We start from the raw sequence: 16,374 nt of genomic DNA on the forward strand, positions 1-16,374 counted from the left end.
GCGTTTCTAGCACGCGCATGGTTAAAACACAAAGCCGCTTCAGGCGCGTGTCGTCAGTCCAGGCCGCGTTCTGCGGCGGACAGTTGCGCCAGCGGGCGCGGTGGCGACGGCGCATCGGCATGCGGCTGCAATGCCCGCTGCCACCAGCCGACGTCATGCCAGGCGCCGTGCTTGTAACCGACCTTTTGGAACACCCCAACTGGCGCAAAGCCCAGCGATTCGTGCAGCGCGACGCTGGCCGGGTTGGGCAGCGCAATGCCGGCGTAGGCGTTGTAATAGCCCTGCCGGCGCAGGATCGGGAACAGTGCCTGATACAGGCGGCGCCCGAGCCCCTGCCGCCGGGCGTCGTCGCGCAGATAGATCGCGACATCGACGCTCCACTGATAGCCGGCGCGCTCCCGATGGCGGCTCGCATAGGCATACCCGAGCACGTTGCCGTCGCTCTCGGCGACCAGCCATGGCAGCAGTGGACGCAATGCCGCAATGCGCGCGGCCATGGCCGCCGCGTCCGGTGCGACGTCCTCGAACGACGTGTGCAGGGTCTCGATGTGCGGCGCGTAGATCGCCGCGAGGGCAGCGCCATCGGCCTCTGTGGCCGGGCGGATGCGGACGTCCGTGGGCATCGTCATGATCGCGGACGCGACAGTTCCGCCAGCGTATGGCCGCTGCGCTCCCAGCGCTGGCCGTCGAAGTCCTCGTAGTCGACGGCTTCGATCTGCATGCGGTCGAGACAGCGCAGGTTGACCGAATACCCGTCCGGATTGCTGCGAGGAACGTAGAACGACTTGATGCCGCAGACGCGACAGAACAGATGGCGCGCCACTCCGGTATTGAAGGTGTAGGTCGTCAGTAGTTCGGCGCCGGAGATCAGGCGGAAGTCCGCCGCGGGCACGATCAGGTGCTCGAATCCGGTCATCGTGCAGATCGAACAGTTGCAGCGCTGAATCCGCAGCCGGCGCGGTGCGCGGACTTCGAAGCGGACGCTGCCACAGTGGCAGCCGCCGGTATGCAGGGCAGTATTCATGGGTGAGGGGATCGCCGGCAGGATCTGACTCGCCAAATGCTGCCGCGGTCGAGGCGCGCTGCGCAAGCGCTCACGCGCCCCTGTAGAATTCCCTCATGAAGCTGCAGTTCACCAAGATGCATGGCGCCGGCAATGACTTTGTCGTGATTGACGCGACGCGCACGCCGTTTACGCCGGACCCCGCGCTGTTGCAGCGCCTGACCGATCGACGTTTCGGCGTCGGCTGCGATCAGGTGCTGGTGATCGAATCCCCGTCGCAGGCCGACGTCGATTTCGATTACCGCATCTTCAATGCCGACGGCAGTGAAGTGGGACAGTGCGGCAATGGTTCGCGCGCACTGGCGCGCTATGTTCGTGAGCACGGCCTGTCGGACAAGAACCCGATCCGGGTGCGGACCACCACTTCGGTGCTGGAATTGCGCGACGCCGGACCCGGCGAGTACCGGGTCAATATGGGCGTGCCGAAGCTGGAGCCGGCGCAGGTGCCGTTCGAGGCCGCGTCGCGCGCAACGCGGTACACCGTGATGCTGGATGGCAACACGGCGCTGGAGATCGGAGTGGTCAGCATGGGAAACCCCCATGCGGTGCTGCTGGTTGACGATGTTGACCGCGCGCCGGTGGCCGAAATCGGCGCGGCGCTGCAGGCGCACCCGGCTTTCCCACAGAGCGTCAACGTCGGTTTCCTGCAGATCCTTGATGCCGGCCACGCGCGGCTGCGGGTTTACGAGCGCGGTGCGGGCGAGACACTGGCTTGTGGCAGTGGGGCCTGCGCCGCCGCGGTCGTGGGACAGTTATGGGGGGTGCTGGGGCCTAGCGTGCAGATGCAGTTGCGCGGCGGGACCCTGACGATCGACTGGCAAGGCGAGGGACATCCGGTCTTGATGACTGGGCCCGCGCAAACCGTATTCACGGGGGAACTGGAATGGCCGAACTGACTGCCAGCAAAGACGAAGTCGCAGGCTCGAAATTGAGCGAACGCGAGGTCGTTGCCTATCTGAAGCAGCACGATGATTTCCTGTCGCGCCATCCGGATCTGCTGGAGGCGATCGAACTGCGCCACCGGTCCGGTTCGGCGGTGTCACTGATCGAGAAGCAGGTCGACATGCTGCGGGCCAAGAACCAGCGGCTGGAAGATCGCATGGCGCGGCTGCTCGAAGCAGCGCGCGAAAATGAGCGCCGCACCGAGGCCGTACAGCGCCTTGCGCGGACGCTGATCCGGGCGCCATCGCTGGCGGCGGTCGCGGCCGGGTTGGTCAAGTGCATGCGCGAGGACTTCGGCATTGATGCAGTGTTTGTCGGCGTCGCTTCCAGCCAGTTCAAGCGCCACGACATCGTCGGCATCGTGCCGATCGAGCCGGACGGCCGGCTGGCGCGCGCGTTCGAGGATTTTTTCCGTACCCGCCTGATCGAATGCGGGCCGATTGCGGAAGACAAGGCGGCGTTGCTGTTCGGCAAGGCGGTCGATTCGATCGCTTCGGCGGCGGTGGTGCCGCTGGAAAAGGAAAAGAGTTTCGGCATGCTGGCTCTGGGCAGCAGCGATCCCAAGCGCTTTCAGCCGCGACAGGGCAAGCTGTTTCTCGAGCTGACGGCCGAGCTGGTCGCCGCGGCAATCCGCGCGCGAATCTGAGCGCCGCGGTGACGCGGCCGCATGCAGCGCAGGAGGGCCCGCCCGCGGAGTGCCCCTGCCTGCAGCAGCCGATCGCTGAATATCTCGATCATCTGCAGCATCAGAAGCGCTACTCGCCGCGCACCTGCGAAGCCGTAGTCCACGATCTCGCCGGATTCTCTGCCTATTGTGTGCAGGCACGGATTGGCGACCTGCGCCAGATCGACAGCCATCTGGTTCGGGCCTATATCGGCGCTCGCCATCGAGGGGGTCTGCAACCGGCGTCGCTGCATCGGCATCTGTCGACGCTGCGCGGATTCTTCCGGCATCAGCTGCGTCAGGGGCGGATCGACGCCAACCCGGCGCAGACCGTCCGCGCGCCGAAACTGCGCCGGCGTCTTCCCTCGGTCATCGGAGCGGATGCACTGTCTGCTGCGCTCGACCATTCGCCCGAGGATGCGCTGGAGCAGCGCGATCAGGCGATGATCGAGCTGTTCTACTCGGCGGGCCTGCGTCTGGCCGAGCTTCACAGCCTGGATGCGTCGATGGTCGATGCCGGCCAGGTCGAGATCACCATTCTGGGCAAGGGCAGCAAGGAGCGTCGGGTCATGATCGGTCGGCCGGCGCGTGCCGCGCTGGATGCGTGGCTGCGGCAGCGCCCCGAACATGCGAGGGCAGGGGAACCTGCCCTGTTCGTGTCACAGCGCGGCACGCGGCTGTCGCGCGCGGCCATCGGCCAGAGGCTCAAGGCCTGGGCGGCGCGCACGGGTTTGGGCGTGCATCTGCATCCGCACCGATTGCGGCATTCGTTTGCGACTCACCTGCTGGAATCCAGCGGTGACCTGCGCGCGGTACAGGAGCTGCTCGGACATGCGCATCTGTCCACCACGCAGATCTACACGCATCTGGACTGGAAGCGTCTTGCTGCGGTCTACGACGATACGCATCCGCGTGCACGGCGCAAATCATCGTCCTGAAACATCGTCCTGCAATGGCCGCTGGCCGAATCCAGCTATCATCGCGGATGATCAAGCGCCTGTCCGAAGGGCAGTGCCATATAGGGAACACAGCAATGGGGATTGCGGGTATGAGTCGTTCTAGCGCGTATGCCGTGGCGCTTGCCGCGCTGCTGTTGCTTGCGGCTTGCGGCAAGGAGACGCCACCGGCAGCCGAACAGCCGCGCCTGTATGGCCCGGATGCGGCCGTGTCCATGCCAACCGCCGACGAGGAGCGCGCGGCCGATGCCAGCGCCGCAGTAGCCTCATGCAGCCGGCAGTGCGGCGACGGGGTGACCGCGACGATCCAGTGTCCGACCGGTGAGGCTGCGGTGTGCAACTGCGATGCCGAACCGCGTGCGCGGTGCGAGCTGTTGCCGACACCGGGGGCGCCGTCGAACGGGTTGCCGGCGGGAACAACGATGCCGCCCGAGGCCGACGAAGCGTCTGCCGCGGGAGAGTCCGCGCCGCCTGCCGAATCCCCCGCAGCGCCGAACTGAGCGTCCGTTTTGATCGCGATGGACGCGCAATTGCGTCTGCCGCAGGATGCCCTGGCTTGAAACCAGGGCTTGGCGTCCCCACGATGGACTGTCCGATGATCAAGGACGAGTCCCTATGAAACAGTTCGACGGCACCACAATCCTGTGTGTACGTCGCGGCGGCCAGGTCGCGCTGGGTGGCGACGGGCAGGTTTCGATGAACAACACGCGCGTCAAGAACAATGCGCGCAAGGTGCGCCGCCTGTACGGCGACAAGGTCATTGCCGGATTTGCCGGCGGCACCGCCGACGCCTTTACCCTGTTCGAGCGCTTCGAAGGCAAGCTTGAAAAGCATGGCGGCCAGCTGGTGCGCGCCGCGGTCGAGATGGCCAAGGACTGGCGCACCGACCGTTATCTGCGCCGGCTCGAGGCGCTGCTGTTGGTGGCGGATCGCGATGCATCGCTGATGATCAGCGGCAATGGCGACGTGATGGAGCCCGAAGAGCACGGTGTGCTGGCGATCGGTTCCGGTGGGTCGTTTGCGCAGGCCGCAGCGCTGGCGCTGGTACACAACACCGAACTGGGTGCACGCGAGATCGTCGAAAAAGGCCTGCATATCGCTGCCGACATCTGCATCTACACCAATCATCAGCTGACGATCGAAACGCTGGACGCCTGATCCGGCGTGCGCTGCCCCCGATCGCAAACTTTCGAGATCCCATGACAGAAGCTCTTGCCGCTCCGGATACGATGACCCCGCGCGAAATCGTCGCGCAGCTCGACCAGCACATCGTCGGCCAGCAGGCCGCCAAGCGCGCCGTAGCGATCGCGCTGCGCAACCGCTGGCGCCGCGCCCAGCTCGACGGCCAGCTGCGCGCCGAGATCCACCCCAAGAACATCCTGATGATCGGGCCGACCGGTGTCGGCAAGACCGAGATCGCGCGGCGCCTGGCCAAGCTGGTCAATGCGCCTTTCGTCAAGGTCGAGGCGACCAAGTTCACCGAAGTCGGCTATGTCGGCAAGGACGTCGACACCATCATTCGCGATCTGGTCGATGTGGCTGTGAAGATGGCGCGCGAGCAGGCCAAGCGCGGCCTGCGTGACCGTGCCGCTGATGCGGCCGAAGAGCGCATTCTCGACGTGCTGTTGCCGCCGCCGAAGGACTTCGGCGAGGCCAGCCCGCAGCGTCAGCAAGAGAGCGGCGCGGCGCGGCAGGTGTTCCGCAAGCAGTTGCGCGAGGGCAAGCTTGACGACAAGGAAATCGAGCTGAAGCTGTCGCAGGGCAGCCCCAAGGTCGAGCTGATGGGGCCCCCGGGCATGGAGGAAATGACCCAGCAGCTGCAGTCGATGTTCGCCAATATGGGCCAGGGCAAGATCAAGACGCGCAAGCTCACGATCAAGGATGCGCTGGCGCAGCTGATTGACGAGGAAGCGGCCAAGCTGGTCGACGAAGAAGCGATCACCAGCGACGCCCTGCGCAACGTCGAGGAAAACGGCATCGTTTTCATCGACGAGCTGGACAAGGTCTGCAAGCGCGGCGAATACGCCGGCACCGATGTCTCGCGCGAAGGGGTCCAGCGTGACCTGCTGCCGCTGATCGAAGGCTGTACCGTCAACACCAAGTACGGTACGGTCAAGACCGATCACATGCTGTTCATCGCTTCGGGGGCGTTCCATCTGGCCAAGCCGTCCGATCTGATTCCGGAGCTGCAGGGGCGCCTGCCGATCCGGGTCGAGCTGGACGCGCTGAAGTCGGAGGATTTCCTGCGCATCCTCACTGAACCAAACTTCGCGCTGACCGAGCAGTACCGTGCACTGCTGGCGACCGAACAGGTCGAGATCGTGTTTGCCGACGACGGCATACGTCGCATCGCAGAAGTGGCATGGCAGGTCAACGAGCGCACCGAGAATATCGGCGCACGCCGTCTGCACACGGTGATGGAGCGGCTGATGGAGGATGTCGCGTTCGACGCGCCGGAGCGGCCGAATCAGAGCGTGCGCATTGATGCCGCATACGTCGATGAACGGCTCGGCAAGCTGGCCGGGGACGACGATCTGAGCCGCTACATCCTGTGACGTCGCTGCGGACCGCGCTGGCATTGCTGTTGTCCGGATTGTCCGGCGCAGTGCCAGCGGCGGCCGCGGAGAAGGCCGACACGGTGGTGCTGCTGCACGGTCTCGCGCGCAGCTCGGCATCGATGGGGAGCATGGCCCGGGTGCTCGGTCATCACGGCTATGCCGTGGTCAACCTCGACTATCCGTCGACCCGGGCGCCGGTTGAACAGCTGGTTGATCAGGTCCTGGTGCCGCGCCTGTCGAAGCTCACGCTGGCGCCTGATGCCCGTGTGCATTTCGTTACCCATTCGATGGGCGGGATTCTGGTGCGTGACTACTTGCGCCGCTACCGGCAGCCGCAACTCGGACGCGTAGTGATGCTGGCGCCGCCCAATCGCGGCAGCGAGCTGGTCGACCGTTTGGGGTCGCTGGCGCCGTTTCGGTGGATCAATGGCCCGGCCGGTCTGCAGCTCGGCACGGGGGATAACCACCTTCCGCAGCAGCTCGGCGCCGTGGATTTCGAGCTCGGCGTGATTGCCGGCACGCGTTCGCTGAATCCGCTGTATTCGTCATTGATCATCGGTGACGACGATGGCAAGGTGGCGGTGGCGCGCACCCGCGTTGACGGCATGCGTGATTTCCTGCGGGTGCCGCACACGCATACTTTTCTGATGTCGGCGCCGGAGGTGAAACGCCAGACGCTGCACTTTCTGCGCGTCGGCCGATTCGATTCTCAGGCGCAAGGCTGAAACGCAATGAATACGAGCAACACGCCTACACTCATTCGTCTGCACCGCAAGGCGCGTGCACTTGAAGTGGGTTGGGCTGATGGGACGCAGTACCTGCTGCCATGCGAGTACCTGCGCGTGTTTTCGCCCAGCGCCGAGCTGCAGGGGCATGGCTTGCCGGAGCCGATGCTGATCGGCGGCAAGCGTGAGGTGAACATCGAGAAAGTGGTCCCGGTTGGCCGCTACGCGGTCAAGCTTGTGTTCGACGATGGCCATGACACGGGGTTGTACAGCTGGCCGGTGTTGCGCGAGCTGGGCGAGCGCCAGACCGAGCAGTGGGCGCGCTACGAGCAACGCCTGGCCGAACACGGCATGTCGCGAGACCGTGATGTTGTGAAACTGTCCGCCCTGGTGCGGACCTATACCCCGCCTCCGAAAGCCTGAATCGCGCTTCCGGGTGCGCCGGTCCTCCCGCGGACCAGCACAGCGGTGCGGCCGCGCAGCTGCACACTCCCGGCGTCGCTCCGCAGCGGGGCGCTACAATGGGCCTCTTGAATTCAGCGTGCCGCCCATGACCTCCAAAGAGAAATCGGCCACCACCCACTTCGGTTACGAAGAGGTTCCGGTCGTCGAGAAACAGCAGCGCGTGGCCGGGGTTTTCACCTCGGTCGCGAGCAAGTACGACCTGATGAACGACCTGATGTCGATGGGCGTGCACCGGTTATGGAAGCGCTTCGTCATAGATCTGGCCGGAGTGCGGCCGGGTGAGCGCGTGCTCGACGTCGCCGGCGGCACCGGCGATCTGACCCGCGAGTTTGCCCGGGCAGTGGGACCGACCGGGCTGGCGGTGCTGTCGGACATCAACGCCGCCATGCTGGGCGAGGGCCGTCGCCGCCTGCTCGACAAAGGCGTGGTCGGCGTCCCGCTGGCGCAGGCCAATGCCGAGAAATTGCCGTTCGCTGATGCCAGCTTTGACTGCATCACGATCGGTTTCGGTCTGCGCAACGTCACCGACAAGGACGCTGCGCTGCGTTCGATGAAGCGTTGCCTGAAGCCGGGCGGCCGTTTGCTGGTGCTGGAGTTTTCCAAACCGCTGAATGCAGGTCTGGGCAAGGTCTACGATCAGTATTCGTTCAAGCTGCTGCCGATGATGGGCAAGCTGGTCGCCGGCGACGAGGCTTCGTATCGGTATCTCGCCGAGTCGATCCGCATGCACCCGGATCAGGAAACGCTCAAGGGCATGATGCAGAGCGCGGGTTTGGAGCGCGTGCAGGTCTACAACCTGACTGGTGGTATCGTCGCCGTCCATCGCGGTTTCCGTCTCGAATGATCGTCGGTGCCAAACCAAGGTGCTCCGTGCCGGGGTGCCACGCATGAACGCGCCGGCGATGCTGAGTGCCGCGCTGGAAGTGGCGCTGAACCGATATCTGGGGCTGGAGGCCTCGGCGCTTGAGGCCTGTGCGCAGTTATCCGGGCGTCGGATTGCCTTGCATGCGCAGGCACCGGATTGGCGCTTCGTCATCGAATTCCACGCCGGTGGTGTGCGTGTCGGCGGGGAGCTGGACGGGGCGGCGGACGTCAGCGTCAGCGGGCGCATGCCGGCCTTGATGAGGCTCGCCTGGACCGTTGCGCAGGGGCAGAGCGGTATGCCGCAGGACCTGCAGGTTGAGGGCGATGTCGAGCTGTTGCAGCGCTTCAATCGCGTGCTTGCCGGGGTGGGTTTTGACCCCGAGGAATTTGCGGCGCGTTTTGTTGGCGATGCCGCCGCGCACCGGGCGACTCAGGGCCTGCGCAGCCTGTTCGACTGGGGGCGACGTGCCGCGTCGACGCTGGGCCTGGATGCCGCTGAATACCTGCGTGAAGAAACCCGCGATCTGGCGCGTGCGGCGGATGTCGAAGACTGGATGAACGAGATCGACCGGCTGCGTGACGACGTCGAGCGCTTCGACGCACGCCTGCGGCGACTGGAAACGCCGCCGCCGCGATTGGACGAGACCCCGAATTCATGAGCCGCTCCACCTTCAGCTTCAACCGCCTGCGCAGGATCTGGCAGATCCGCCGGGTTGCCGCGCGCTACGGTTTGCGCGAGTTTCTCGATGGCAAGCCCCGCGGTGACGGACGTCCGCGTGGCGAGCGCCTGCGCCTGGCGCTGGAAGAACTCGGACCGGTGTTCATCAAATTCGGCCAGGCCTTGTCGACGCGGCCGGATCTGGTGCCGCCGGACATCGCGGCGGATCTGGCGCGACTGCAGGACCAGGTGCCGCCGTTCCCGATCGAGCAGGCGCGCGCAATCATCGAGGCCGAGCTGGGCAAGCCGGTCGAAGAACTGTTCGCAGCCTTCGATCCGGTCCCACTGGCATCGGCGTCGGTTGCGCAGGTCCATACCGCGCGGCTGCCGGATGCGGAAGACGGCAGCCCCGGGCTGGAGGTCGTGGTCAAGGTATTGCGGCCGGGCATCGAGCACGTCATGGCCGACGATATCGAGCTGCTGCATACGCTGGCGCAGCTTGCGCAGCGCTTCTCCGCGGATGCGCGCCGGTTGCGGCCGCGCGAGGTCGTTGCCGAGTACGAGAAGGTGCTGCTCGACGAGCTCGACCTGATGCGCGAGGGTGCCAACTGCGCGCTGCTGCGTCGCAACTGGCTCGGGTCGGAGCTGATCTACCACCCGATGGTCTACTGGGATTACACCCGCACCCGGGTACTGGTCATGGAGCGCATCTACGGCGTTCCGATTCGCGAACTCGATACGCTGCGCGCGCTGGGTGTCGATTTTCGCGCGTTGTCGGAGCGCGGCGTCGAAATCTTTTTCAAGCAAACCTTCCGCGACAATTTTTTCCACGCGGACATGCATCCCGGAAACATCTTTGTCGATGCGTCGGATCCGGCCCACCCGAGTTATATCGCGGTCGATTTCGGCATCGTGGGTCAGCTGACACCGACGGACCAGCGCTATCTGGCCGAGAATTTCTACGCGTTCTTCAACCGCGACTATCGCCGAGTTGCAGAACTGCACATGGAGTCGGAATGGGTGCCGTCGGGCACCCGCGTTGAGGAATTCGAATCGGCGATCCGCACCGTCTGCGAGCCGATTTTCCAGCGGCCGCTGAAGGACATTTCGTTTGGCTTCTTCCTCCTGCGCCTGTTCCAGATCGCGCGACGCTTCGACTATCAGGTCCAACCGCAGCTGGTCCTGTTGCAGAAAACCCTGTTGCAGATCGAAGGTCTGGGCCGCCAGCTCAACCCGGATCTGGATCTGTGGAAGACGGCCAAGCCGATCATGGAAGACTGGATGCGCAAGCGTCTGGGTCCGGCGGCGGCACTGGAGCGCATGCGCGCGAACATCCCGACCCTGGCCGATTCCTTGCCCGAACTGGCGCATCAGGCGCTACGGCAGTTGTCGCGCGGGCAGGGGCTGGGCGGCGTTGGCCGACAGGATCTGGACCGACTGCGCACGCAACTGCAGGCATCGAACCGGCGCCAGCTGCAGATGCTCGCGGCGGGCGCGCTGGCGTTCTGTGCAGCTCTGATCTATGTGTCCGGCAAGGGGCCGCTGTTGGCGGGGGCGCCCGTGCTCAGCGAAGCGCTGGGCCTGCTAGCGCTGTGGCTGGGCTGGCGGACCTTGCGCCAAGCGGACTAGCCGCCGGGCGGTCCGCGGGTGGCGCGCCGATTGCTGCAGCTGTGCCCGAATGGGACGTGTGGCCGAGCGCCGGGCTCATGCGCAAGGCCACCGGCAAGGTCGGAACCGAGCGCTCGACGCGGCGGATCAGCTCGGACGGCGCAATCAGGCTAATGCCCTGTTGTGCCAGCTGCGGCAGGCGTCGTGCCAGCATCGACAAGGTCGCCGGATGCGGATGCCCGATCGCCAGTGCGCTGCCGTCGCGTTGCGCCAGCGCGATCAGTCGCGAGAACTGCTGCTCGACAGCGTCAGCATCCGGGTCGTGATCGAGAAACACCTGTCGTCGTGTCGACGGGATGCCGTAGGCGCGCGCCACCGCATAGGCGACGCTGTTGGGTGTGGTCCGACTGTCCACAAAGAAGCCGACCGGGTGCAGTGACAGCTCGCGCATCAGCCAACGCATCTGTCCCAGGTTGGCGGTGGCCTGACTGCCCTGGTGATTGTTGACGCCGGTGGCATGGGGAACTGATGCCAGCAGCTGCTGCAGCGAATCGTGGCGACTGGGCGCTGAAGCCTGCATCGATAACGCCAGCGGGTGCGCACGTGCCTCCATAGGCTGCAGTGGCAAGTGGACCAGAATCTCCTTGTGGGCCGCATACGCGCGCTCGGCCAGGGGCACCGTATGGGGCGATTCCGGCAGGAACGCATAGGCCACTGCGCCGGGCAGTTCCAGAGCCGTTCGGCCCTGCTGTAGCGAGTCGCCCATGTCATCAATGATGACGCTGACGAGCGGCGCCGCAGCAACCGCGCGCACCGCACCGAGTGCTGCGATCAGCAACAGCGCGGTGGCCGCGCACGCACCTGGCCGTGAACGCATTGAGTGTCGGGTCACGGCCCTTGAATCTGGTCTGCAGTGGCGCTTACTGCGCCCGAGCGATCACCAGGCCCTTGAGCAGGTTCAACGCCTCATACAGCGCGTAATCCTTCTGCGCGAGTTCCTGCGCTGCCTTGGCGCGTTTCTCGAGTTCTTCGCGCTTCTGCGCGATTTCATCTAGATGCTTGGCGTCACCATTCTCGTTGGCCAGGCTGTTGGCGAGGCTAGCTTCCGTGATTGGATCGAAGCTGTCTTCATCCGGGTTGGCTTCGGTTTCGGCGATCTTCAGTGGACGGATATTGATGTCTGGGTCGATGCCTTCGGCCTGGATCGAGCGTCCGGACGGCGTGTAGTAGCGGGCTGTTGTCAGCTTGATCGCACCTTGATTGCTCAGTGGCAGGATGGTCTGCACCGAACCCTTGCCGAAACTGCGTGAGCCGACCAGCACGCCGCGCTTCTGATCCTGCAGCGCGCCGGCAACGATTTCAGACGCCGACGCCGAACCGCCATTGATCATGACCACCATCGGCTTGCCATTGAGCAGATCGCCGCGGGTAGCCTTGAATGAGCGTTCGGATGCGGTTTCACGGCCCTTGATCGTGACAATGGTGCCGTCGTCCAGGAAGTCGTCGCTGACTTTCACCGCAGCGTCCAGCACGCCACCGGGGTTGTTGCGCAGATCCAGCACCAGGCCATTGATCTTGCCGTCCGCTTCCTTTTCCAACTGATGGAAGGTCTTCTCCAGGGCCGGACCAGTCTCGGTGGTGAAGCTGGAGATGCGTACATAGGCCACGCCGGGCTCCAGCATGCGGCCGCGGACGCTGGCGACCTTGATCACGTCGCGCTCGATCTCGACCACCTTAGGCGCCGCTTCGCCGTCGCGAACCACGGTCAGCTTGATCTTGGTGCCCGGCTCGCCGCGCATCTTCGATACCGCATCGTTCAGGGTCAGGCCCTTGACCGGCGTTTCGTCGATCTTGACGATCAGGTCGCCGGACTGAATGCCTGCTTTCGCTGCCGGCGTGTCATCAATTGGCGCAACGACGCGGACGAAGCCGTCCTGCATCTGCACTTCGATACCGAGACCGCCGAACTTGCCGGTGGTCGCGATGTTCATGTCGCGGAATTCTTTCTTGTCGAGGTATGAGGAATGCGGATCCAGGCCGGACAGCATGCCGCGTACCGCATTCTCGAGCAGGGTCTGATCCTCGACCGGTTCGACATAGTCGGATTTCACCCGGTTCAGGATTTCAACAAAGGTCTGCAGCTCCTGCAGCGGCAGCTCGGACGGCGTGCTGGCCTTTTCAGCCAGAACCCCCGAGGTCAGGCTGATGGAGGCGCCAACCAACACGCCGACGGCAGTCGCCAGCGGAACACGGTATTTCAGGGACATGGGTTTGATCTTGGGTTCAAGCTCGAATCAGGAAGGCACGATAGCAACTGTAGGACTGTGCGGAAAGCGCGGGGTTCCGCGGTGGCGTGGATTGGCCGCTTATCGGACCAGCCACTGGCTCGGGTCGATCGGCTCGGTGCCCTTGCGCAACTCGAAATAAACCCCCGAGCGGTCATGCCCGCCGGTATTCCCGGCGGCGGCGATGACCTGCCCGGCACTGACCGCGTCGCCAACCGCAACGGCGGTCGATTGCGCATGTCCATACAGGGTGTAGTAACTGCCTTCGTGCTCCAGCAGCACGATCAGTCCGTAGCGATGCAGCCAGCCGACGTAGACCACGCGGCCGCGGGCGACGGCACGGACTGATGTGCCCTCGCTGGCGTCGATCCAGTGACCCTTCCAGCTCAGCTTGCCGGCAGCTTTGTCGTCGCCGAAGCGCGCGATCAGCTTGCCGCGGACCGGCCATGGCAGCTTGCCCTTGAGCTTGGCAAACGGTTGATCGGAAAACTTTACGTCCGGGGGCAGGTCCGACAAGGCGTCCTGAAGACGCTGAATCAGGTCGCGAACCGACTTTTCCTCGGCCTGCATGCGTTTGAGCTCGCCACGCTCATCGCGGATCCGCTGCTTCAGCTTATCCAGCATCTGGGCGCGTTCCTTGCGTGTTTTGCGCAGTTGGTCGAGCGCGTCCTGTTGCTCCTTTTGCAGGGCCAACAACTGATCCTGCTCTGCTTGCAGGCGTTCCGCCAACGCGGCGAGGGCGTCGATCCGCGATGCGATCTCCGCCATTGCCTTAGTTTGCGCGCGTTGCAGGTAATCGTAGTAAACCAGCATCCGGCCGACCTGCTGCACGTCGCTCTGGTTCAGCAACAGTTGCGTCTGTGCCTGCCGTCCGACCACGTAGGCGGCACGCATCTGCTGCGCCAGCGCAGCGTGGCCCTGTTGCAGTCTGGACTGGGTTTCGGTGCGCTCGGCGCGGGTTGCATCAATGCGTTTCTGCTGTTCCGCGGAGCGGCGCTTGAGCGACTTGACCGCGGATTCGAGCTCGGCAACCCGGCGTTCGCTCTTCTGCACGTCGCGGGCGAGCGAGTCGCGCTCGGACTGGGTGTTCTCGATCGACGATGAAAGGGCCTGAATCCGGCTGCGAATCTGGTCGAGCGAGGCCTGGTTCTGCTTGATATCGCCGGAAGCCGCCATCGCCGCGGCCGCGGGAAGCAGGGACAGGCCGCACAGGAACGCCCGGTAGTTCATGCGATAATGCTAGCCGGTTTGGCCGACGGATTGACGTGGCCTTGCCCCAACCACTTGTGAAAACCACCGGACACGATGGACCAGTTCCTCGAATTTATCCGTAACCATCCCTATCACTTCGTCGCGCTCGGCGCCGGTGTGCTGGCCCTCATTGCCAACGAACTGCATGGCACGCTGACCGGCGGCAAGCGCCTGAGCGTGTCCGAGGCAGTGCGTCTGATCAATGACCGCGAGCCGGTCATTCTGGACGTGCGCACGCCCGCCGACTTCAAGCGGGGGCACCTGCTGAATGCGCAGAACGCTCCGCTGGCAAAGCTCGACGAGCACCTGACTCGTGTCGCAAAGGACAAGTCTCGCCCGGTCCTGGTGTATTGCGCGATCGGCAGCAGCTCGACCGGTGCGGTCGAGCGTCTGCGCAAGAGCGGCTATACCGAGGTCTATCCGCTGCGCGGCGGTATCGGTGCCTGGGTTTCGGCCAATCTGCCGGTGACGACGAAGTGAAATCGGTGCGGATGTACAGCACATTGATGTGCCCATTCTGTGTGATGGCGCGTCGGCTGTTGGCATCCAAAGGCGTCGCGGTCGAGGAGATTCGCGTCGACCAGGCGCCGGAAAAGCGCGTGGAAATGCGCGAATTGACCGGACGCCACACCGTTCCACAGATATTTATCGGCGAGCAGCACGTTGGAGGGTGCGACGATCTGTACGCACTGGACCGCAGCGGGCAACTCGACCCCCTACTCAATAATGACTGACGTTTTGAAGAGCCAAGGACTATGAGCGAAACCCAGACTCCCAATCCGACTCCGGCAGCAGCGGCGGATGCCCCCGAACAGCGGCAGGTCGTGCTGCAGAAGATTTTTGTCCGCGACGCGTCGCTGGAAGTGCCGTTGGCGCCTGAAATCTTCACGCGCCCCTGGAAGCCGCAGATCGATGTACAGGTCAACACGGACGTCAAGACGCTGCAGCAGGACGTTTACCAGGTCACGCTGTCGCTGACCGTGACGGCCAAGCTGGAAGAAGACGTCGCCTTCCTGGTCGAAGCGCATCAGGCGGGTGTGGTCCTCGTGCAGGGTTTCAATACCGATGCCGAACGCCAGGCCGTTCTGGGTGCGTATTGCCCCAATCTGATTTTCCCGTTCGCACGCGAAACTGTTGCCGATCTGGTGCAGCGCGCCGGGTTCCCGCAGTTGCTGCTGCAGCCGCTGAATTTCGATGCCTTGTATCTGGATCATCTCAAGCGCGCTCGCGAGCAGCAGACCGCTGCAGCGGCAGCCACTGGCGGCGCGACCGCGCACTGAGCGGGCTCGCGGGCATGCTGGTTGACCTGCGCTGCGCACACCGGAGAACGCGATGAGCTATGCCGTCGGTGTGCTCGGGGCGGGGTCATTTGGTACCGCGCTGGCGATCCAGCTGGCGCGTCGCGGCGCGCCGACCGTGCTATGGGGCCGTGACCCGCAGCGTGCCGAGGCGATGCAGGCTGATCGCCGCAATGCCACGTATCTGCCGGATTGTCCGCTGCCGGCAAAGCTGGACGTCACAGCCGATCTCGCCGCTACAGTAGCTGGCTCGGACGACTTGCTGATTGCCACGCCGTCTTACGCCTTGCGTCAGACCTTGCAAGCGCTGCGTCCGCTGCTGCGCCCCGGGCAGGGTATCGCGACGGCCTGCAAGGGGCTCGAACCTCAGACCAGCCTGTTGATCCACGAGGTCATCGCGCAGGAGCTCGGCGACGAAGTCGCTCTGGCGGTGATTTCCGGTCCGACCTTTGCCAAGGAACTCGCACTGGGCATGCCGACCGCGGTGACGATCGCCTCGGGTGATGAAGCGTTTGCCGAAAAAATGGCCAGGCATCTGCATGGCGATGGCTTCCGGGCCTATTGGACCAGCGATCTGCCGGGCGTTGAAATCGGCGGTGCTGCGAAGAATGTCATGGCGATCGGCGTCGGCATTGCCGATGGGCTCGGGCTGGGTGCCAATACGCGGGCAGCACTGATCACGCGTGGCATGGCCGAAATCATGCGTCTCGCGGATGCGCTTGGCGCGCAAGCCGAGACGCTGATGGGTTTGGCTGGGATGGGAGATCTGGTGCTCACCTGCACCGACAACCAGTCGAGAAATCGACGGATGGGTTTGCTGTTGGCGCAGGGCAAATCGGTTGACGAAGCGACCCAGGAAATCCGGCAGGTGGTCGAAGGCGTGCGTGCCGCGCCAGAAGTGTCGCGTCTGGCCCAGCGGCTCGGCATTGAAATGCCGATCACCTCCGCGGTGTGTGCCGTGCTCGATGGCACGATGACCGCGATCGAAGCCGTGCGTGCGTTGGCCACACGCCCGGCCAAGCACGAGCTTGGCTAGG

20 protein-coding genes are annotated in these 16,374 nt (G+C 64.5%); 15 read left to right on the forward strand and 5 right to left on the reverse strand.

Annotation, left to right across the window (positions count from 1 at the left end; genetic code table 11):
* Positions 1–53 precede the first annotated feature (53 nt).
* Both E4T66_RS00735 and E4T66_RS00740 read right to left on the reverse strand, forming a co-directional pair.
* Positions 54–629, reverse strand: a complete 576-nt coding sequence (locus tag E4T66_RS00735) for an arsinothricin resistance N-acetyltransferase ArsN1 family B (protein ID WP_211242694.1) — start codon at positions 627–629, stop codon at positions 54–56.
* A complete protein-coding gene (locus E4T66_RS00740; RefSeq protein WP_136847004.1) occupies positions 626–1,024 on the reverse strand; it encodes a GFA family protein in 399 nt (132 codons plus the stop codon). Before E4T66_RS00740 ends, E4T66_RS00735 begins: the two co-directional genes overlap by 4 nt.
* A 95-nt stretch (positions 1,025–1,119) precedes the next feature.
* On the opposite strand from E4T66_RS00740, the gene dapF reads away from it, so the two are divergent.
* The 11 genes from dapF to ubiB all read left to right on the forward strand — a co-directional run bounded on the left by dapF (position 1,120) and on the right by ubiB (position 10,524).
* Positions 1,120–1,959 (forward strand): diaminopimelate epimerase, encoded by an 840-nt coding sequence (gene dapF, locus E4T66_RS00745; protein WP_136847005.1) that lies wholly within the window; start codon positions 1,120–1,122, stop codon positions 1,957–1,959.
* Positions 1,947–2,651 carry a DUF484 family protein gene (locus E4T66_RS00750; RefSeq protein WP_136847006.1) on the forward strand — a complete coding sequence of 235 codons (705 nt, stop codon included), beginning with the start codon at positions 1,947–1,949 and terminating at the stop codon, positions 2,649–2,651. The genes dapF and E4T66_RS00750 overlap by 13 nt, the downstream gene beginning before the upstream one ends.
* Before the next feature lie 8 nt (positions 2,652–2,659).
* The gene (locus E4T66_RS00755) at positions 2,660–3,607 is read left to right on the forward strand and encodes a tyrosine recombinase XerC (RefSeq protein WP_248679334.1); all 948 of its coding nucleotides are present in this window, start codon (positions 2,660–2,662) and stop codon (positions 3,605–3,607) included.
* A 110-nt stretch (positions 3,608–3,717) separates the two neighbouring features.
* Positions 3,718–4,125, forward strand: a complete 408-nt coding sequence (locus E4T66_RS00760) for a hypothetical protein (RefSeq protein ID WP_136847007.1) — start codon at positions 3,718–3,720, stop codon at positions 4,123–4,125.
* A 115-nt stretch (positions 4,126–4,240) separates the two neighbouring features.
* Positions 4,241–4,783, forward strand: a complete 543-nt coding sequence (hslV, locus tag E4T66_RS00765; protein WP_136847008.1) for an ATP-dependent protease subunit HslV — start codon at positions 4,241–4,243, stop codon at positions 4,781–4,783.
* 71 nt (positions 4,784–4,854) lie between these two features.
* Positions 4,855–6,180 carry an ATP-dependent protease ATPase subunit HslU gene (gene hslU / locus E4T66_RS00770; protein ID WP_136847492.1) on the forward strand — a complete coding sequence of 442 codons (1,326 nt, stop codon included), beginning with the start codon at positions 4,855–4,857 and terminating at the stop codon, positions 6,178–6,180.
* Entirely contained in the window at positions 6,177–6,908 is a 732-nt protein-coding gene (locus tag E4T66_RS00775; RefSeq protein WP_136847009.1) for an alpha/beta hydrolase, read from the forward strand. The genes hslU and E4T66_RS00775 overlap by 4 nt, the downstream gene beginning before the upstream one ends.
* 6 nt (positions 6,909–6,914) lie before the next feature.
* Positions 6,915–7,331 carry a gamma-butyrobetaine hydroxylase family protein gene (locus E4T66_RS00780; protein WP_136847010.1) on the forward strand — a complete coding sequence of 139 codons (417 nt, stop codon included), beginning with the start codon at positions 6,915–6,917 and terminating at the stop codon, positions 7,329–7,331.
* A 127-nt stretch (positions 7,332–7,458) separates the two neighbouring features.
* Positions 7,459–8,217, forward strand: a complete 759-nt coding sequence (gene ubiE / locus E4T66_RS00785) for a bifunctional demethylmenaquinone methyltransferase/2-methoxy-6-polyprenyl-1,4-benzoquinol methylase UbiE (protein WP_136847011.1) — start codon at positions 7,459–7,461, stop codon at positions 8,215–8,217.
* A 43-nt stretch (positions 8,218–8,260) separates the two neighbouring features.
* Complete coding sequence (locus E4T66_RS00790) at positions 8,261–8,896, forward strand: ubiquinone biosynthesis accessory factor UbiJ (RefSeq protein ID WP_136847012.1); 636 nt, start codon at positions 8,261–8,263, stop codon at positions 8,894–8,896.
* On the forward strand, positions 8,893–10,524 hold the full coding sequence (gene ubiB / locus E4T66_RS00795) for a ubiquinone biosynthesis regulatory protein kinase UbiB (protein WP_136847013.1): 1,632 nt from the start codon (positions 8,893–8,895) through the stop codon (positions 10,522–10,524). The genes E4T66_RS00790 and ubiB overlap by 4 nt, the downstream gene beginning before the upstream one ends.
* On the opposite strand, the gene E4T66_RS00800 is transcribed toward ubiB, so the two are convergent.
* From E4T66_RS00800 to E4T66_RS00810, 3 genes are all read right to left on the reverse strand, one after another.
* The gene (locus tag E4T66_RS00800; protein ID WP_136847014.1) at positions 10,460–11,380 is read right to left on the reverse strand and encodes a divergent polysaccharide deacetylase family protein; all 921 of its coding nucleotides are present in this window, start codon (positions 11,378–11,380) and stop codon (positions 10,460–10,462) included. The two genes, ubiB and E4T66_RS00800, sit on opposite strands and share 65 nt — an antisense overlap.
* A 43-nt stretch (positions 11,381–11,423) precedes the next feature.
* Positions 11,424–12,770, reverse strand: a complete 1,347-nt coding sequence (locus tag E4T66_RS00805) for a S41 family peptidase (RefSeq protein ID WP_136847015.1) — start codon at positions 12,768–12,770, stop codon at positions 11,424–11,426.
* 99 nt (positions 12,771–12,869) lie between these two features.
* A complete protein-coding gene (locus E4T66_RS00810) occupies positions 12,870–14,018 on the reverse strand; it encodes a murein hydrolase activator EnvC family protein (protein WP_136847016.1) in 1,149 nt (382 codons plus the stop codon).
* 75 nt (positions 14,019–14,093) lie between these two features.
* Here E4T66_RS00810 and E4T66_RS00815 point away from each other — a divergent pair, with 75 nt between their 5' ends.
* Genes E4T66_RS00815 through E4T66_RS00830 form a run of 4 tightly spaced genes read left to right on the forward strand, consistent with a single transcriptional unit; the run spans position 14,094 to position 16,373 of the window.
* On the forward strand, positions 14,094–14,519 hold the full coding sequence (locus E4T66_RS00815; protein ID WP_136847017.1) for a rhodanese-like domain-containing protein: 426 nt from the start codon (positions 14,094–14,096) through the stop codon (positions 14,517–14,519).
* A complete protein-coding gene (gene grxC / locus E4T66_RS00820) occupies positions 14,516–14,773 on the forward strand; it encodes a glutaredoxin 3 (protein ID WP_248679337.1) in 258 nt (85 codons plus the stop codon). The genes E4T66_RS00815 and grxC overlap by 4 nt, the downstream gene beginning before the upstream one ends.
* Positions 14,774–14,794: 21 nt before the next feature.
* Positions 14,795–15,319, forward strand: coding sequence for a protein-export chaperone SecB (gene secB, locus E4T66_RS00825; protein WP_136847018.1), 525 nt, complete (start codon positions 14,795–14,797; stop codon positions 15,317–15,319).
* A 52-nt stretch (positions 15,320–15,371) separates the two neighbouring features.
* Positions 15,372–16,373, forward strand: a complete 1,002-nt coding sequence (locus tag E4T66_RS00830; RefSeq protein ID WP_136847019.1) for an NAD(P)H-dependent glycerol-3-phosphate dehydrogenase — start codon at positions 15,372–15,374, stop codon at positions 16,371–16,373.
* The last annotated feature ends 1 nt before the right edge of the window (position 16,374 follow it).

Source organism: Sinimarinibacterium arenosum, assembly GCF_005047655.1.
GTDB lineage: Bacteria > Pseudomonadota > Gammaproteobacteria > Nevskiales > Nevskiaceae > Solimonas.

What these genes read in the sequence shown, in the direction of transcription:
- E4T66_RS00735 (WP_211242694.1), bottom strand. Translation starts at nt 629, where the DNA reads ATGACGATGCCCACGGACGTCCGCATCCGCCCGGCCACAGAGGCCGAT.
- E4T66_RS00740 (WP_136847004.1), bottom strand. Translation starts at nt 1,024, where the DNA reads ATGAATACTGCCCTGCATACCGGCGGCTGCCACTGTGGCAGCGTCCGC.
- dapF (WP_136847005.1), top strand. Translation starts at nt 1,120, where the DNA reads ATGAAGCTGCAGTTCACCAAGATGCATGGCGCCGGCAATGACTTTGTC.
- E4T66_RS00750 (WP_136847006.1), top strand. Translation starts at nt 1,947, where the DNA reads ATGGCCGAACTGACTGCCAGCAAAGACGAAGTCGCAGGCTCGAAATTG.
- E4T66_RS00760 (WP_136847007.1), top strand. Translation starts at nt 3,718, where the DNA reads ATGAGTCGTTCTAGCGCGTATGCCGTGGCGCTTGCCGCGCTGCTGTTG.
- hslV (WP_136847008.1), top strand. Translation starts at nt 4,241, where the DNA reads ATGAAACAGTTCGACGGCACCACAATCCTGTGTGTACGTCGCGGCGGC.
- hslU (WP_136847492.1), top strand. Translation starts at nt 4,855, where the DNA reads ATGACCCCGCGCGAAATCGTCGCGCAGCTCGACCAGCACATCGTCGGC.
- E4T66_RS00780 (WP_136847010.1), top strand. Translation starts at nt 6,915, where the DNA reads ATGAATACGAGCAACACGCCTACACTCATTCGTCTGCACCGCAAGGCG.
- ubiE (WP_136847011.1), top strand. Translation starts at nt 7,459, where the DNA reads ATGACCTCCAAAGAGAAATCGGCCACCACCCACTTCGGTTACGAAGAG.
- E4T66_RS00790 (WP_136847012.1), top strand. Translation starts at nt 8,261, where the DNA reads ATGAACGCGCCGGCGATGCTGAGTGCCGCGCTGGAAGTGGCGCTGAAC.
- ubiB (WP_136847013.1), top strand. Translation starts at nt 8,893, where the DNA reads ATGAGCCGCTCCACCTTCAGCTTCAACCGCCTGCGCAGGATCTGGCAG.
- E4T66_RS00800 (WP_136847014.1), bottom strand. Translation starts at nt 11,380, where the DNA reads ATGCGTTCACGGCCAGGTGCGTGCGCGGCCACCGCGCTGTTGCTGATC.
- E4T66_RS00805 (WP_136847015.1), bottom strand. Translation starts at nt 12,770, where the DNA reads ATGTCCCTGAAATACCGTGTTCCGCTGGCGACTGCCGTCGGCGTGTTG.
- E4T66_RS00810 (WP_136847016.1), bottom strand. Translation starts at nt 14,018, where the DNA reads ATGAACTACCGGGCGTTCCTGTGCGGCCTGTCCCTGCTTCCCGCGGCC.
- E4T66_RS00815 (WP_136847017.1), top strand. Translation starts at nt 14,094, where the DNA reads ATGGACCAGTTCCTCGAATTTATCCGTAACCATCCCTATCACTTCGTC.
- secB (WP_136847018.1), top strand. Translation starts at nt 14,795, where the DNA reads ATGAGCGAAACCCAGACTCCCAATCCGACTCCGGCAGCAGCGGCGGAT.
- E4T66_RS00830 (WP_136847019.1), top strand. Translation starts at nt 15,372, where the DNA reads ATGAGCTATGCCGTCGGTGTGCTCGGGGCGGGGTCATTTGGTACCGCG.